7 protein-coding genes are annotated in these 17796 nt (G+C 35.8%); all 7 read left to right on the top strand.

Features of this window, described 5'->3' with window-relative positions; genetic code table 11:
- Nucleotides 1-101 precede the first annotated feature (101 nt).
- On the top strand, nucleotides 102-1028 hold the full coding sequence (locus GN157_RS15170) for a tyrosine-type recombinase/integrase (RefSeq protein WP_157484351.1): 927 nt from the start codon (nucleotides 102-104) through the stop codon (nucleotides 1026-1028).
- Between the two features lie 86 nt (nucleotides 1029-1114).
- On the top strand, nucleotides 1115-3976 hold the full coding sequence (locus GN157_RS15165) for a type I restriction endonuclease subunit R (protein ID WP_157484350.1): 2862 nt from the start codon (nucleotides 1115-1117) through the stop codon (nucleotides 3974-3976).
- Between the two features lie 254 nt (nucleotides 3977-4230).
- Complete coding sequence (locus tag GN157_RS17880; protein WP_197429475.1) at nucleotides 4231-8583, top strand: NACHT domain-containing protein; 4353 nt, start codon at nucleotides 4231-4233, stop codon at nucleotides 8581-8583.
- Between the two features lie 266 nt (nucleotides 8584-8849).
- Nucleotides 8850-9446, top strand: a complete 597-nt coding sequence (locus GN157_RS15155; protein WP_157484349.1) for a hypothetical protein — start codon at nucleotides 8850-8852, stop codon at nucleotides 9444-9446.
- Nucleotides 9439-10395, top strand: a complete 957-nt coding sequence (locus GN157_RS15150) for a nucleotidyl transferase AbiEii/AbiGii toxin family protein (protein ID WP_157484348.1) — start codon at nucleotides 9439-9441, stop codon at nucleotides 10393-10395. Before GN157_RS15155 ends, GN157_RS15150 begins: the two co-directional genes overlap by 8 nt.
- Before the next feature lie 696 nt (nucleotides 10396-11091).
- Nucleotides 11092-15117 carry a hypothetical protein gene (locus GN157_RS15145; RefSeq protein WP_157484347.1) on the top strand — a complete coding sequence of 1342 codons (4026 nt, stop codon included), beginning with the start codon at nucleotides 11092-11094 and terminating at the stop codon, nucleotides 15115-15117.
- Between the two features lie 411 nt (nucleotides 15118-15528).
- Nucleotides 15529-17706 carry a zincin-like metallopeptidase toxin domain-containing protein gene (locus tag GN157_RS15140; RefSeq protein ID WP_157484346.1) on the top strand — a complete coding sequence of 726 codons (2178 nt, stop codon included), beginning with the start codon at nucleotides 15529-15531 and terminating at the stop codon, nucleotides 17704-17706.
- Nucleotides 17707-17796 lie beyond the last annotated feature (90 nt).

Genomic DNA, 17796 nt, shown 5'->3' with positions numbered 1-17796 from the left:
CTCAAACCCTGGAAATCTCAAATTTGGAACCTTAACACCTACAGATCTCTAATGCTTTAAGAAATCACTTTCTTTAGGGTTTAATAATATTTTAATCTATAATGAATCAACAAAAAAAAATTTGTGAATTAATTGATCTGTGGAAAGCAGATAAAAAACAGTATGTAAAAAAATCAAGCTATGCAGCGTATTTACTACTCACAGAAAATCATTTATTACCAGCCTTTGGGCAAAAGAAAGAAATTGAAGAGACAGATGTTCAGTCATTTGTGCTACAAAAGTTAGACTCCGGTTTGAGCCAAAAGACCATTAAGGATATTCTTATAGTTCTCAGGATGATACTCAAGTTTGGGGCAAAAAAGAAGTGGATTAATTATACCCCGTTTGACATACAATTCCCTACCGTTCGGGAAAGTCAAAGCATGGAAGTCTTAAGCCGGGCTGATCAGAAAAAGATAATGAATTACATACAGGAACACTTTACTTTTCGGAATTTAGGTGTTTACATCTGTCTTAGTGCCGGTATGCGTATAGGTGAAGTATGCGCTCTTACCTGGGAAGATATAGATACTGATAGCGGAGTTATTAACGTAAGACGTACAATACAAAGAATTTATGTCGTTGAAGATGGCGTTCGGCGAACAGAATTAATATTAGATACGCCAAAAACTAAAAACTCAATCCGCGAAATTCCTCTTAGTAAAGATTTATTACGCATACTAAAACCTTTCAAGAAAATAGTAAATCCATCATTTTTCGTCTTAACAAATGATGTTAAACCAACAGAACCACGTACTTACAGAAGCTATTATAAGAATTTGATGAGGGATTTAAATATGCCAGAACTTAAATTTCATGGGCTTAGGCATAGTTTTGCCACTCGCTGTATTGAAAGTAACTGTGATTATAAAACAGTTAGTGTACTATTAGGGCATTCAAATATTAGTACCACTTTAAACCTGTATGTCCATCCTAATATGGAGCAGAAAAAAAAGGCTATAGAGCAGATGTTTAAGACTTTGAGATAATAAAAGAACATGGATTAGGTTGGTTAGTGAAATTTGTTAAATTTGCTGTTAACCTATATTAACACCTAACCTAATCCATATACATTTTGAGTAAGCAGTCCGAACAGGTTTTAGAAGAAAAACTAATTGCACAATTGCAAAAGCTGGGATATAAATACGTTTCGATTACAAATGAAGAATCATTAATTATAAATCTCAAAACGCAGCTCGAAAAACACAATAATATTACGCTTAGTGACGCTGAATTTGATAAGATATTGAACATTCTTAGTAAGGGTTCTGTATTTGAAAAAGCTAAAACATTAAGGGAGCGTCAACATATCATTAGGGATAATGGCGATAACCTGTATTTTGAATTTTTAAATGTTGAGCACTGGTGCCAGAATGAATACCAGGTTATCAATCAGATTGAACAGGAAGGAAAATACAGTAACCGTTATGATGTAACCTTACTCATAAATGGATTGCCCTTAGTACAGATAGAGCTTAAACGGGTGGGCTTAGAAATGAAAGAAGCTTTTGATCAGATAAACCGCTATCAAAAACATAGTTTCGGTGCAGGGAAAGGGTTATTCCATTTTGTACAATTATTCATTATCAGTAATGGAGTTAATACCAAGTACTTTAGTAATTTCGGAACCAATCCTCAGGAATATCTGCAAACTTTTCATTGGACCAACGAGAATAACAAGCCATTAAATAATATACTGAACGGATTTACTGATGCTTTTCTTGAACCTTGCCATGTCAGTAAGATGATATGCAAATACATAGTCTTGAACGAAACGGACAAAAGATTAATGGTCATGCGCCCCTACCAGTATTATGCGGTGGAGAGTATTATAAAGAAGGTAACTGACAACCAGATATTAAACGGTTATAATATTGAGAAGAACGGTTACATATGGCATACTACAGGAAGTGGTAAAACCTTGACCAGTTTCAAGGCCAGCCAAATTTTGTCAAAAATCCCTACCATTAAAAAAGTAGTTTTTGTAGTAGATAGAAAAGACCTGGATTACCAAACGAATCAGGAATATGATAAGTTTAGTAAAGGTTCTGTAAGTTCTGCAACAAATACTGATGACCTTATACAGAAGTTTAATGATCCTAATGTTAGGATTATTGTTACCACGATACAAAAACTAAACAACGCAATATCGGGAAGGAATTTTTCTAAAATGAAAGCTATAAAAGACCTGCGCATGGTGTTTATTTTTGATGAATGCCATCGTTCCCAGTTCGGCGATACCCATAATAATATTGTTGGCTATTTTACCAATATCCAGCTTTTTGGTTTTACCGGCACACCTATATTGGCAGAAAATGCAAACGGCGAGAAAACCACGTCGAGCTTGTTTGGTAAATGTCTTCATAAGTATGTAATTACTGATGCTATTCGTGATGAAAACGTGCTTAAGTTTTCGGTGGAATATATCCAGACATTTAAACAGAAAGAGCATATTATAGACCTGAAGGTGGAAGAGATTGATGAGAGAGAAGTGTACGAATCCCCTCAGCGTAAAGAAGCTGTTGTCGACTATATTATTCAATATCATAATCAAAAAACGCAAAGCAGGAAATTTTGTGCCATGATGTGTGTCCAAGATATCGACGCTGTTATCCACTACTATGAGATATTTAATCGTAAAAAGCTACAGGGTGAGCATAATTTGAAAATTACAACTATTTTTAGTTACGCCCAAAATGAAGATGAGATTGAAAGTAATGTAGTAAAGCAATATAATATTGCTGCCGAACCGCAAGCTGAATATGGTTACACACCTCACAGGCGAGAACTTTTAGAGCGCTATGTGCATGATTTTAATAATATGTTCGGCATGGCTGAGAATGTTCGTGATACAGAAGGATTCTACAACTATTATAATGCGGTTGCAAAGAAATCTAAACATCCTACACATGAATCGGATATTTTATTAGTAGCTAATATGTTTTTAACGGGCTATGATAGTAAAAATTTAAATACCTTGTATGTTGACAAGAATCTTCAGTATCATGGACTGATACAGGCTTTTAGCCGCACTAACCGAATTTTAGACAAAAATAAAACACAGGGAAATATAGTATGCTTTCGTAACTTAAAAGATAAGACAGACGAAGCAATAGCGTTATTCAGTAACAAGGAAGCTATCGATGAAATTATTGTTGAGCCTTACGAGACTTATGTGGAAAAATTTAATCAGGCTGTTCAGAAATTGACAGATTTAGTTCCGGAAGTCGATAGTGTAGACGATTTGTACAGTGAAGAAGACAAGTTGAAATTTATATTAGCTTTCAGGGCAATGATACGGTTGCATAAAAAGATGAGTCACTATACAGAATTTACATGGGATGATCTTGATATCGAACAACAGCTTTTTGATGGTTATACAAGTAAATATTTAGATTTAAAAGAAACTATTGCAGTTGTTCCTACCTCAGAAAAAACTTCTATTCTTAATGATATTGATTTTGAGTTAGAGCTTATTAGGAGAGACACCATAAATGTAACGTACATACTTCAATTGCTTATTAAAGCAAAACAAAATTCAAAAGATAAAAATATTACTGAAGAGATATTCAGCCTATTGAATACGGAAGTTTCACTAAGGAGTAAACGTGAATTAATTGAGAAGTTTATTCAGGAGAGCCTCCCCAACATAGAAGACACAGATACAATTCCTGAAGAATTTGAAAAATTTTGGAATGAACAACAGGAAAAAGCTTTAAAAGTACTTATACAAGATGAAAATCTTTCTGAGGAAAAAACTGAGAAGCTAATTGAGAATTATCTGTTTGCTGAACGTGAACCGCTTCGTAACGATATTTTAGATCTCAGGAAAGAAGGAAGACCAAGTGTCCTTAAATCAAAGGAGGTTGGTGATAGGATATTAAATAAGATTTTAAATTTCGTTGACACGTTTGTTAATGGGATTACTGGAGTATAAAACTTAAGCTCCTTATTAGTAAACATACATAGATCTAATTAACAATAGTATAGACTAATGTCATATCATTTTACTAAAAGTGCAGAAATAGATTTAGTCATACTTTAAAATTCTTCTAGGAAATAGATATCAAATAACCTTACTACTTCCTTAATTTATAGGAATAATATTTCAATCAAAGTTAGGCTTTAGATATTTAATGACAATGTGATATATAGTATTAATCCACTAAACTTATTACTTATTGACTAATTATGGATTTTAACAATTTTAAAACATATAGTGACAGCCCACAAAATGCATTTGAAACTTTTTGTACTCAGATATTTGAACGTTACCTAAGGCGAAAATACGGAAGTGATCTTGAAAAATTCCGTGTGGTTAATGGTGCCGGTGGCGATGGAGGAATCGAGGCATATGGCGAACTAAAAAATGGCAACTTGATTGCAGTACAGGCAAAATGGTTCATTACGGCTATGCAAGATGGTCAGATAGCACAAATAGAAAAATCTGTAAACACAGCTTTAAAACTCCGCAAAAAAATTGTAGAATATATTATTTGTGTGCCTCGATCCCTCAACTCTACCAAAATAGGTAAAGGTAAAATTCCAGTCGCCAATACAGAAGAATCGCGTGTAGATCAGCTTAACGATAAAATGAAATTGTCTTACAACAACACGAAATTTATCTGGTGGTTCGAGCAGGATTTGCAAAATGAATTATTAAAGGGTGATAATGAAGGTATGAATAAATTCTGGTTTGAGCGTGATGTAGTGACCCATAAGCAATTGGTGGATCAGTTCGAGTTGGAAAAAGCTGGCTGGATTGATAAACGCTATATTCCAGAATTACACGGACCCGGTATTATTCAAGAGCATATCCAACAAATATTATTTAGTCAGGATTACCGCAAGGAGTTGCTTGGGCGTGTCTGGGAAACCACTAAGATATTGCAAAATGCAACTCTCCTTATTTCACGATTTACTAACACCCTCAAGGAAGGCGACTCTGTTCTAACGGAACTGAATGCGATACAAACTAATATTGATTATAACTTATCTGCCTTATTGCCATTAATCACAGCGATACAAGAAGGCAATAACAAGCTACCCACTGTTTCAGTTCAACCCATGCCTGTGAGCAGCGATTTGTTTTTAGAGCTGGAGGGATGGCGTCCAAGTGATCTCCAGATTGGCCTGCCCAAACGATTATCAGCAATGCTTGACCGCATCGCCGATCTTGACTTAGTGGTCCTAGTAGACAAAATTCAGGATGAAGTATCTCAATTTGGCCGACTTTTCCTTGGCAATTCCGGTACCGGAAAGACGCACGCGTTTTCCAATACAGTAGATCTTCGTTTGAATCATCAAAAGGTTCCCGCACTAATCATCAGAGCTAAAGGTGCACCAAATGGAGATTGGAAGACTTTATTACAAAAGGCGCTGGATATTAACGACTGGAACAAGAACGAAATGTTATCTGCCCTCGAAACGCTTGCCTTCCGGGCCGACCACCAAGCTGCTAAAGCTCTCAAAGCTGGTGAGGAATTAAAAAATGAGTCGACAAAAGTGATAATATGCATCGATGGCTTAGAGGAGGATACTGACCACTGGCTGGAGTGGTATGCTCGAATAAGAGAAAGCGTTGTCCTCACAGGTCGGTATCCAAGGGTACGTTTTGCATTTACCGCGAGGCCATATTTTCTGAATTACGAGGAATTGCCAGCAGATCCTAATTTCCAGGTAATCGAAATTCCACTCGAGGGTGATATACCGGTTCAGGAAATGGTTGATAAGTATTTCGAGCATTTTGGCATCACGGTTGAGCCAAGATCACTGATCCGTGGTATAGACAGTCTTTATGCATTGCGTTTATTCTGTAAACTATATGAAGGGGAAAAACTAACTGAAGATGACCAGATTCTCATTGCCGAACATGACCTACTCAATGAAAAAATTGACAGGATGGATGAGGAGTACAAAATGACGAAGAACCTCGGCTCAGCACGCAATCCTGTGAGGGAAGCCATCGAAGTGATTGCTGAGATGTTTTACACAAAACCGGCGATATCTCATGCAGAGCTATTTGATTTATTGAAGACCGGTTCTTTGAATTATTTAGCTAACGAGGAAGTGGAAAGAGTCATTGAATTTTTGGTAAATAATGCTTTTATGACTAAAAGCGAAATCCCGATTGGTACGGGCGCAATGAAGAAGAAACAGATAAATTATACGCTAACCTATCAATCTATTATGGAAGTAATCATGGCTGAGAAGTATGTAAATGGTATTATTAATGAAGAATTAACAGCTATACCCGAATTTCTCCGTGCTGTACCAGAAAGTAGAAAGCAAACAGAACAGCAATTGGTTAACCTCCGCATTGTACAAGAGATTACTAACACGCTATTTCATAAACACAACCTCCTAATTGGGCAAAATGATTATTTAAGTGAAGGGATATCACCGGCCATCATTCAGCAATTACAGGCGATGGCATTGATCAAGGCGCCTAAGGATGTAGCCTCCTCATTCAAGGTGAATATTGACAACTTATACTTTAAAGACTACAAAAGCCGTCATTTCGTATTCCAGACACTCATTTATCCTTCGGCAGCGTCGGCAGACAATTATTTCGGTGCAGAATACCTTCATGTTTTATTAATGCAGCAGCCTACAGCAATTGACCGCGACAAAATCTGGCTTGGTATGGATCGCCACGATATTCATGAACTGGGTGAGGATAAAAGCTGGCAATTTTATCGCTACGACCTGCAGGGAGTGATCGACCCAAACGGGGAAGGTGATCTTTATTTGCCCGAATTTTCGCTACATAATGAATACCCGCTTGTATTTGGCTGGGCTCTGGCTTCCTTAGATCAGTCCTTCAGGGAGCGCCTTCGAACCGCGCTGACAGGCTGGGCTATCAAACAACCAAAGGAGTTTAAATTATTACTTGATAAACTATTTCTATGTACTGATCCACAGATACAGGAAGACTTGGCCGCTATAACTTTGGGAGTAGCCTCCAGATTGAAAGATAAGGGCGTATTAAAAGAACTTGCAGAATGGGCACTGGCAAATGTTTTTGCACAACCGGGCGACCACCCCGATATCATTGTCAGGACTGGCTTCCGCTCAGTGGTTGAAAAAGCGTTCTATTTAGGGGCAATTAGCGAAGAACGTGCCCTGCTAGCACGGCCCAGCCAAGTGGAATCTTTCCAATTTATTGCGCTTGACACCGATGCCTTAGCAAAAGGCGGCGAGGAAATCTATCCCATCGTTCATGACTTGGCCTGGTACGTAATCAAACGCTCATTCGATGATTTTCTGGAATACCAGTCTGTGGATAAGAAAACAAAGCCGGCGAATAACGGCGAGAAATTTTTAAAAGCTTACCTTGATCATTTTGGTCTCGAAGACCTTTCGGTTTATGAATGGGCGATCTCAGCTGCTATTGCATATATGAAATCTTTAGGCTTTAGCCGAACCGCAGGTAATGGCAACGGATTTACTGAAGCTAGTCATGGCTCAAAAAGCAAACTGTTTACCCAAGAGGAAAAATACACTTGGCTGGCGGTACATTATATTCAGGGTTATTTAGCCGACTATCTGCCCCATAAAGATACCTCACAGTTTGTAAATGATTATATGCAGATAATAAATGTAGATAACCCTGCAGAATTTTTGGCAATAACGGTTCATGAAGAAATGCCAGATATCGAAGACAACTGGATCGTTAAAGAATCGCTTGCCCCGGAAATGCTAGAAATAGGAACACCGGACGAGCAAGTGAAAGTGGCTGTGGAAAGTGAACCTGTTATTAATTTTAATAGATGGTTACATATCAACGATAAAGATTTGCGCACCGAAGGCACAGATAAAGAATGGCTTGCTCTATTTAATTATACCACCGTTCATGATTCCAAAGCCTATATCCGTTCCAGTGTAGATATTCGTGGTGTGCTTATTGAAAAGGGGCAGATGCCAGCCTTGCTGGATATCGTTAAAAACCATTCTGACCGCAGTACCTTTGTGGAATCTATCGACAGGATGGTTAGTTCACCCGATACAGATATCTATAGCAATCCAACTGATGTGGTATGGATGAAGTGGATTGGCGAAAATTATGATAAAGAAGAATATTACCTACCTCCTGACGGAGAGGAAAAAATCATGCAGTACACAGTGACCAGCGTAACTAAAAATACGGTTGAAGGTGGCGAGGATGAAATATATATACCTTCCAAAGTAGTCAGGGATTTGCTTGGCATCAGTGAGATGTCGCAGCAAATATTTCTGGATGATAAGGAAGAAATTATGGCAATTAATCATATCCTTAGTCGGCCAAATTACGATAAACAGGAAATAACGCTAGTACCAAAAGATGATTTTTTAGCCAAGTTAGTTACAGAAGATAAAGAAATAGTATGGTTCGCCGATCTTTACCGATCTAAAAATGCACTTAATGAGAGTATCAGAAGTGATGAGCACCCAATGAAGACCCGTAAATATATGGTATGGTATGAGAACGGCGAGCTGAAGTGGGAAAAATTTTGGGATGCTCGATTTTCAAACAAACGTGATGATGATTCTGAAGAAGGATAAGAAATATAAGACTATGATTTATGCGTTTTACACAAATTATATAAATTTTGAAGTATTGCCATAATCTGAGGCATAAAGTTCGAGAACGTGATTACAAGTCTTCTTTTAAAACCTAATAGTATAAAATTATCAGCTATATTATGAACTATCGATATAATTATATAGCCAGCATGTCGAATATTTTTTGTATTTTTGCATGAATTTTAAATTTAAATTTCTTGCATTTGGTATGTAATTTGCACTATCTTTATGTAAAGAATAAAACAATGAAAAAGTCAACAGAACTCAGAAAACATCTTAGGCGAGGGAACGTATACAGACGGAATGATCTTGAAAAATGGTCTAATTCGGTTGATAGACATCTTACCGAACTTTTAAGTGACGGAACGTTACAAAAACTTTCGCAGGGTCTGTATTATTACCCAAAAGAATCAGCTTTTGGAATAGTCCCCCCTGATGAAAAAGTTTTGGTTCGCAGTTTTCTAAAGGGCAGTAAATTTCTCCTCACATCGCCGAACGACTATAACAGGCTTGGAGTTGGTACAACTCAGCTTTACAATAAAAGGGTTGTTTATAATAAGAAAAGACATGGCGAACTTGAATTGGGAGGTCGAAAGTTTTTCTTTCATATAAAACCCCGTTTTCCGAAAGAAGTAACTCAGGAGTTTTTACTTGTGGATTTGGTTAATAATCTTGATGCGCTTGCTGAAGACACTAAACTGGTTTTATCAAAAGTTCAAAGTAAGATCAGAACATTAGATATGGAAAAACTTCGCCAAAACGTAAAAGCCTATGGTAGTATAAAAGCTAAAAAACTATTTCTGCCGATGCTAAACACACAATGTAATCAAAGCTATGCCTAAGAAGTACCTTCATGAACATTCTGATTTTGTTAGCCTACTGGAAATTATAGAAAAAGAATCAGGAATTCAGATTCAGCTAATCGAAAAAGATTACTGGATTATGCACGTGCTTTATGGGCTGCAAAAGCAAGGTTTAGATTTTGAATTAAAAGGAGGTACATCATTATCAAAAGCGTATAAAATAATAGACAGATTTTCGGAGGACATTGATATACACATCAAACCACCTGCTGATTTAGCAGTAGACGAGAATCCAAAGAAGATTAAAGACAAAAGTGTTCAGTCCCGGAAAGAATATTACGATTGGCTTACAAATAATATTAAAATCGATGGTATTATTTCTGTTGAGCGGGACTATGATTTTGATGACGAGTCTTATTATCGTAGCGGCGGCATCAGGTTATACTATGAGTCGAAAACAGGTTACGTAAAAGGTCTAAAAGATGGTATTTTGCTGGAAGCTGGCTTTGATACGGTAACACCTAATTCAAAAATCTCAATAAGTTCTTGGGCATACGACAAGGCTGAAGCCAATACAAAAGTTTCTGTTCTCGACAATAGAGCAGTTGATATCGCCTGTTATCATCCTGGTTATACTTTTGTTGAAAAATTACAAACGATTGCAACGAAGTATAGGCAGGAGCAAAACGGTGCCGAAGTTCGCCCAAACTTAATGCGACAATATTATGATGTATATTCTTTATTAGCGAATAAAGGGGTTCAGGAATTCATCGGCACACCTGAATATTTCGAGCATAAGAAAACGCGCTTTCCAAAAGCTGATCTTGAAATCCCGATTTTAGAAAATGAGGCCTTTCTTTTAAATAATCCTGAAATAAGGGAAGCTTGTAGAAAACGCTATATCGCAACTGCTTCATTGTATTATAATGGTCAACCTGATTTTGATGACTTATTGGACCGCATAAAAGCAAATATTGAAAAATTATAATTGTCTTGACAGGTTAACAGGTTAGTATATAAAACCTGAAATTTAATGTACAAAATATGTATCTGTACAGAAGAATTTTAGCTCCGTAAAAAGTAGGTTTAAGATGATTTTAGAAATAGTGTAGAAGTTTATGGCACAGCCAACGAACTTTAAAAAATATAGTAATGAAGCAGGTTTTAGGTTATACGTTCGAATCCCTCATTATCCCTACAAAACAACAAAGGGTTATACTGGTATTTCAGTAATGATTTTTGTTTTTGGTACTAAGTAGAGCGGTACTATTTACTGTGGGTTCTTTAAAAACATTTTACAGCCTTGGTTACAGGGAGACAGATCTCTGAATAAGATTTCTGTAAATAACTACAATACCGCAAAGATTCATTTTCGATAGTGCTCCCGGATACACAAAATGTATGACACTAGTAAATGTAATGGATCTAATGTTTGGTGCTTTGATAATTATACTAAATGAATTTAAAAATTCATTTAGTATAATTATTTGATAGATAAAGGATTATAAACTTAATGCAAAGTTAGATAAAAATAGATATAAGATTATTTTCTTACATCGAATAATTTTCTTAATTTTGCACTGTGATTTAATAATCATTTATACACTGCGCAGTTTATAATTAACTTCTTGTCCTCTAAACAGGGAGAACAACTTCACTTTAATATTTGCCTTTTTATTCTCAAATGAGCAAGAATGAAATTGCTTCAACTTTATTTAAATTTATTAGTTTACGAAATCCTCAGTTGCCCGATCCGGAGGATATTAAAGTAAAATTCAGTCAACAGGATGAACAACTTCAAACAGGAGTCTTTTTTGATACTGTTTTAAACAGGCCGGAAGGGCAGTCTAAAGGAGAGGCATTAGCCAATGCAGCTGCAAAACTAACGACAATTCTTAATGAAAATGATGTAAAGGGTTTATCAACAAATCTTTATGACTTTTCTGAATGGGTAGTGCGCAACAAAAGTTCTTATGCTGATGATGAACTTACTTCAAAAGTTAAAGCTCTTACAGCCTTAACAGAAGCAGATGAGCAGAAACTTTGGGACAATTTATTTTATCAGGTAGTAACGGCAAAATCTTTTAATGATAAAGAAGCTGTTATGAAAATGCTTTTAGGTCAGCATATCGTATCTGGATTTAAGGAGTCAGACAAAGAGCTTAACAAAAAGCTTGTTAATGCCCGTATAGTACTTCCGGCGGTATTATTTAGTGACGATACTGTAAAGGAAGAAGAGGTTCCTGACAGACCGGATGTGATTGAGGAAGCACCCGATAGTCATATGACTAAAAAAATGGCTGCTAATAAAGCTAAGTATGATGCCCAAAAGATAGAAACATTTAAAAATGAGCTAGATGTTATTGAAGCAGATTATCGTAGAAGGTATGATGAGTCTTACAAGGCAGCAAGAGAAAGTTACGAGGAGACTATAGCACCAACTATGGATACGTATTATGCTGATCTAAAAGCTGCTCAGGCACAAAGCTGCAGCGTTAGACAATCAGAAGCTTATGATCCTAATGATCCCTGCCAACAACCCGAAGTGGTACCTTTCCCTAAATTGCCTGAATTTAAATTTTCTTTTGAAAGAGAAATAGATTTTCCTCTTTTAGTACAAAAGCTAAGTTACGGTAGCTATGGTTGCTTAATGGAAGCCTTAAGTGGGGACGAAGCTTTTGAGCTACCGGATAACTCAGGAACTCCAACAATTGCAGCTACAACCGCTCCAATAAGTGTACTAATTTCAGACACTTTTGACGGTCTCAAGAAGCAGCTTAACCCTCTTTTGAGTAAAAAACTAAATACTTTAAAAGAGAATTTAGTAGTTAAACCTCCAAAATTAAGTATTGGAGGAACTTTAATTGATACAACAATAGGTAAAACCAGTGTTGATGAAGGGAACTTTAAAGTATATGGTTTCCGTTCTGGCTATACATTTACTTATAGTATTTGGGCAGGTTTAGCACCAAAAGAGGAAGTTGTAAAGGCTGTTATTAATGGTTATGATGGGCGTCCTGTAAAAACAATAACAAAGCTATCTCCCAAAACCAGTCGAAATGGTGTAACTGTAGAGTTGGAAAATCTTTTTGATTTTACCTTTGAAGGAGGTTCTGTATCTAGTCCTCCAAAATTTGATATCGAGCTGCATCTTAATAATGGTAATATAAAATACATTAACAATATTAAGAGTTTATTGGATAAGGTAGCAGTTTCAGGAACGTTAGTGTCATCTAATGGACCATCTAATCAAACTATACCGGTTAGTAAACCGTTTACAGCTTCAGGTTTTGGTTTCAGGCAAATTGGTATTGCTGATTATTTAAGGGTAGAGCAATCAGTACAGTGTTATGTTGAGGGAGAAGTGTCACACATAGAAAATGTAATGGCACGTGCCTACAGGGAAAAATCTACCCGCAGACTTGTTCGGACAGAAGATACTACAAGTACTTCTTCAGAAACAGAAAAAGAAACTCTTACAGACACATCAACAGCTGATCGTTATGAACTACACAGCGAAGTAGCAAAAGTGATACAGGAAAGTAAAGATGTTTCAGGTAGCACAAATTCAGGATATAGAAATGGAGCTACTTCTTTCTATGTAGATGCCGGTGTTGGTTTTGCAAACAGCTCTTCCCAGGAAAACAGTAACTCTATAGCAGTAACTCAGGCAAAAGAAGTTACCGAAAGAGCACTGGACAGGGTTGTAGCCAAAGTTAAGGAAGAGCGTATACGTAAAGTTATCGAAGAGTATGAAGAAAATAACAAACATGGTTTTGATAACAGGCGTGGTAACGAGCATGTTGTAGGTGTTTACCGTTGGGTAGATAAACTGTATAAAAACCAGGTGTTTAACTATGGCAGACGCCTTATGTTTGAGTTTATGATACCAGATCCTGCTAAACTTCATATTCTTGGTATGAAAGAAGAGGCAGAATCTAACAATGGTACTCTGTTAACAGAGCCTGTAAACCCTGTTACCTTCACTGATAGTGACTTGAGGATAGGCAGTGCCGGAGTACTTACTGAGGCAAAGGCTAATTACTGGGCAGCTGTTTATAATGTTGAACTGGAACCATACCCACAGCAATATAAAACTGTAGGTAAGTCGCTTGCCTATGGTAAAGACTTAGCGAACCCGAAAGATCAAACATCTGGGGTAGGACTTAAGGATGATATAGAACTGCCGGAAGGTTATGAAACCGTTTCATGGACAGCTTCGGCAAATGGTAAAACAGAAGCTCATGCAAGTGTAAGAATTGGTGTTGGAGGAACAGTTTATACTAATAATTCACCTACACTTTCTTATATAAATAAACCATTAACAGGCTTTGTAGAAAGCTTACCAATCTCAGTTTCTGCCGATCGTTACTGGTCGTTCAACATGCAAGTTTCTGTAAAATGTCAGCCAACGACTGATTATATTAATACCTGGAAACAAATTTCCTTTAAAGCAATTATGGATGCCTATAATGAAGCATTAGCACAATATCAGGATGCAATTGCACAGGAAAAAGCAAAAGAGGTAACTACAAAACAAACAAACCCAGGCTTCTTTAGGGATATTGAAAACCTTGTATTAAGGAAAAACTGTATTGCTTACCTTTTAAATGAAACCAGCGGAGCAAATAATACTTATGGTAAAAACATGGGTAATTCGGCTCAAAACTCATTCTCAGACTACGAAGTTGCCTTAAACGCTAACCTTACAGCTTACGGTAATTTTGCTAAGTTTATGGAACAGGCTTTTGAATGGGACATCATGTCTTATAACTTTTATCCGTATTACTGGGCGCCAAAAGATTCCTGGAAGCAAAAATACCAGTTTGATGAAACCTCCGATCCTGTATTCCGTAGTTTTATACAGGCAGGTATGGCACGCGTTATTGTAACAGTACGACCGGGCTTTGAAGAGGCAGTGTATCACTTTATTAAAACCGGTGCTATATGGAATGGCGGACAGGTACCTGTAATTGGTGACGATAACTATATGGGGGTTGTAGACGAGGTAAGAACAATCCCTGCAGAACCGGTAGGTAAAGCATGGATTACCCGTGTACCTACAGATCTTACCATACTACAGGCGGGTAGTATAGGACTTAAAGTAGACAAAGCTTTACCATGCGACTGTAGCGGAATTGATGATTTTGAAAACCCTGAAGCAATACCGTGTGACTCTAATTTTGAAATCACAAATACAGTGATGGAGCAAAATGCTTTAAGTGGAGATACAGATACTACTCAACCCGGTCAAAAAATAACATTTACGATTAAAGGAATTGACAATTTTCAGGGTGTTGAAGACTATGTGATATCAAACTATCAGCTCCCTATGTTATTTAATTGTGGTGATACAACTGTAACTGTTGAAAACCAGGGATGGGACGAGCAGGAATCTTCAGAGCCGCTATATCAACATTTGGCGCAGCAGCTTTCGCTTGTTCCAGGAGTTACGGTTACTCAGTTTACCGAAAATTCAAGACCGGATAATTTACGTTTCACTATAGATAGTGCTAAGCATCAGTTATTTGTTTTTGATAATATAGTACCTATGGATGAAACGAAAGCAAACATCAAACTTGCTATTACAACAGAAAACTTAACTGTTACTGAAGTTAGAGATCCATACAAAGTTTATGATGCACAAAACGTACAGCTTACTATAGATGATATATATGTGCCTTTAAATATTAACCGATTTTTAAGCTAATTATTTTTATTACAGCACCCTGTTTAATGGGTGCTGTGTTTTTTGAGTAATAAAATAATTAGCATGTCCATAAATAATTGTTTATGAGATATGTAAATGGTTTCATTTAAATGTGAAGGCTAAAGTTTTCTCTAAATCATTTAATAATAATTTCTCTTCTATGAATTGATGGGAAAAAGAAAAGAAATTTTCGTTTAATGATATGATGATTATACAAAATTTCGACTAAAAAAAATTGTTAATAATTAGTAGAAGATAAGGCTTGTAAGCTTTACTATAGTTATATAGCTATAAGGAAAACTATGGGATTAAGTCTGTTAGAGATGTTTGTATAAAGAAACCATAATTAAAAAGTTGTTATAATATTTCAGTAAAAAGATAAGCCTGTTTTTAATTGACAGGTGCTTTATTATGGATTTTATTAATTTAATTCCTTTTCCGGAAAACCAAACAGATGGTTTTTCGTTTAACCCGGAATCAGGGTTTCCTCCTCCCGATAGCGACAACCAATCAACCCAATCCAAATTTCCGAAATTTCCGAATGAAGTTGATTTTAGCAATTTAACAACTAAGCAGATAGGAGATCAGTATTATGAAAAACCAATTATTAATAATGATGGAGTAATTATATATGTAGATCCGGAAGATAGTGATCTTGAAACCATAATACTAGATGAGGTTGTTATAGAAAACAATAGGTTTTTTATGGATTTTGATGGTTTGAGTGTTGTATTATATGCAGGCAGGGATGGAGCACGTTTACTAGACCAGTATAGCAGGACCCAGGTTGGTTCTAAAGAAATTGCTCTCTTTTTAGAGATTGATGATAGTACAAATTATTTTGGGAGTGTTATGAGAATACTTGCAGGAAGTCAGATTAACTCTGTCAAAGGATTGCCTCATAAAGAAATAGCCCGGTTTGCACAATCAAAAGGGGTAAGTATATCTGCAAGAGATATGAAAGATTTTCTGAAGGAAAAACTTGATGGAAGCAAGGGTGGAGTTATACGTTTTTTGATGAAATGTATCTCTAGTGTAGCTAAGGTAAGTACATTTATTTTTGATGGTCTTGCAGAATTTTTTGATAAAACAATTCCTGATGTACTTGATGTTTTTAGGATTGAAGATGATGGATGGAATAGCGATAGTTATTTTTTTATCCCGGATAAACTTATAGCATTTTTAGATGACCCGGATAAAAATAACTCAACGGTCGTTTTTAATAAAATTATTAATCCGTTTTTTAAAATAATTGAAAACATTTCAGGAGCCGGATTAAAGTGTATAGATTTATTAGAGAAATTTCTGCCTGATAAAGTTTATAAAAAAATCAGAAAAGTAATTGAAAGTATTAATGTTCAAATAAAAGATATCAAAACTTATTTTAAAGAAAGTATTGATGTTTTTCTACAAATGCTGTCAACTTCATTAAAAGCATTTAATGCTATGCTTTGCGGCTTTGTAAATAGTATTGTAGATTTTGTTAAGGGTATTTTCCAGATTATAGGAATTATATTTACTATAACGTCAGAAATAGTTAAGATTTCTGACAACCTCCTTTTTTATACAGAGTATATATCCGAAATAATAGAGAATTTTATAGGTGCTATAGTAAATATAGATTATCCGGGACTCTTTAAACAAATGCTTAAGGCTCCCGTTAAAATATACAACAGTATCAAAAAGTTTTTACAAAATGGCATTAGTATTGATATAGATGTTGTTGAAGTATGCTATTATGTAGGTTATATAATAGGCTTAATTGTTCAAACTATTTTAGAGATTCTGTTTACCGGCGGTACGGTAACTGTGGCAAAAATAGCAGAGCATCTCAAAGCACCGTTTGTAGCTGTTGGTAATATAATAAAAACAGCAGTTAAATCAGCAAAAACTGTTTTTCAAAGAGTCTTAGATTTTATAAGCTTTATTGTCTCTAAACTAAAAAAACCTAAACAGTTAATTGATGATTTCATTAAGTTTGTAGATGAGCTTTTAAATGGCGTAGGAGAGAAGAATAGGCTTGATAATATTGATAATTACCTTGAAGAGTATAACGGTGCCTCGGCCATAGTGAGGGGGCGTTACAGAGGGCAGGTTATTGATAAGGTCTCTTTGTCTAAAATTTCCGACTATTTAAAAAAACTGAATGTAGAGTTCCAAATTGGTTCTGCAAAAGGTTCTGTAAAAGTGGACGGGTTTGTATATCCTAGCGGTAAAGTCTATGTTTTAAAGCCCGGTCAAGGTGCTTTATTTATTACTGATGGAGTGAAAAAAAGAATAGTATTACGCGAAAATGCAACTGTTTATGAATTTCTGCATGAACTTATGCATCTAAGGGATTGTGAGATTAGAGGTATGATGGGGTTTAAAAGCATAAGTAGATATGAAAAGGAAAAGTTTGTTTTTGAAAAAATGTTGTACTATCGCAAATTCCTAAACAGGAAAGAGTTACATCATGCTAAAGGATATATTGATGAAGTTTGTTATAGATATGGGTATGAAGACCTTAATGAATTTGGCTTCAATGTAAATACTATACCTTTAAAAAGGCAAAAAATAAATATTAATAAAATTTTAAATTTAGAATAATGATATCACCAGAAAAAGCAGTAGAAATAGTAAAAGATTATCTTGATAGGAATAAAGTAAACTATATTAGAGTAGTAGAAAACGTGAGAA

The organism is Flavobacterium rakeshii, assembly GCF_009741375.1.
GTDB classification, from domain to species: Bacteria; Bacteroidota; Bacteroidia; order Flavobacteriales; family Flavobacteriaceae; genus Flavobacterium; species Flavobacterium rakeshii.
The sequence above is the reverse complement of the archived record's forward strand: the minus strand, read 5'-3'. Positions and strand labels throughout refer to the sequence as shown.

Bases quoted from the DNA above. Each gene is read 5' to 3' on its own strand.
- GN157_RS15170 (WP_157484351.1), top strand. From the start codon at position 102: ATGAATCAACAAAAAAAAATTTGTGAATTAATTGATCTGTGGAAAGCA.
- GN157_RS17880 (WP_197429475.1), top strand. From the start codon at position 4,231: ATGGATTTTAACAATTTTAAAACATATAGTGACAGCCCACAAAATGCA.
- GN157_RS15155 (WP_157484349.1), top strand. From the start codon at position 8,850: ATGAAAAAGTCAACAGAACTCAGAAAACATCTTAGGCGAGGGAACGTA.
- GN157_RS15150 (WP_157484348.1), top strand. From the start codon at position 9,439: ATGCCTAAGAAGTACCTTCATGAACATTCTGATTTTGTTAGCCTACTG.
- GN157_RS15145 (WP_157484347.1), top strand. From the start codon at position 11,092: ATGAGCAAGAATGAAATTGCTTCAACTTTATTTAAATTTATTAGTTTA.
- GN157_RS15140 (WP_157484346.1), top strand. From the start codon at position 15,529: ATGGATTTTATTAATTTAATTCCTTTTCCGGAAAACCAAACAGATGGT.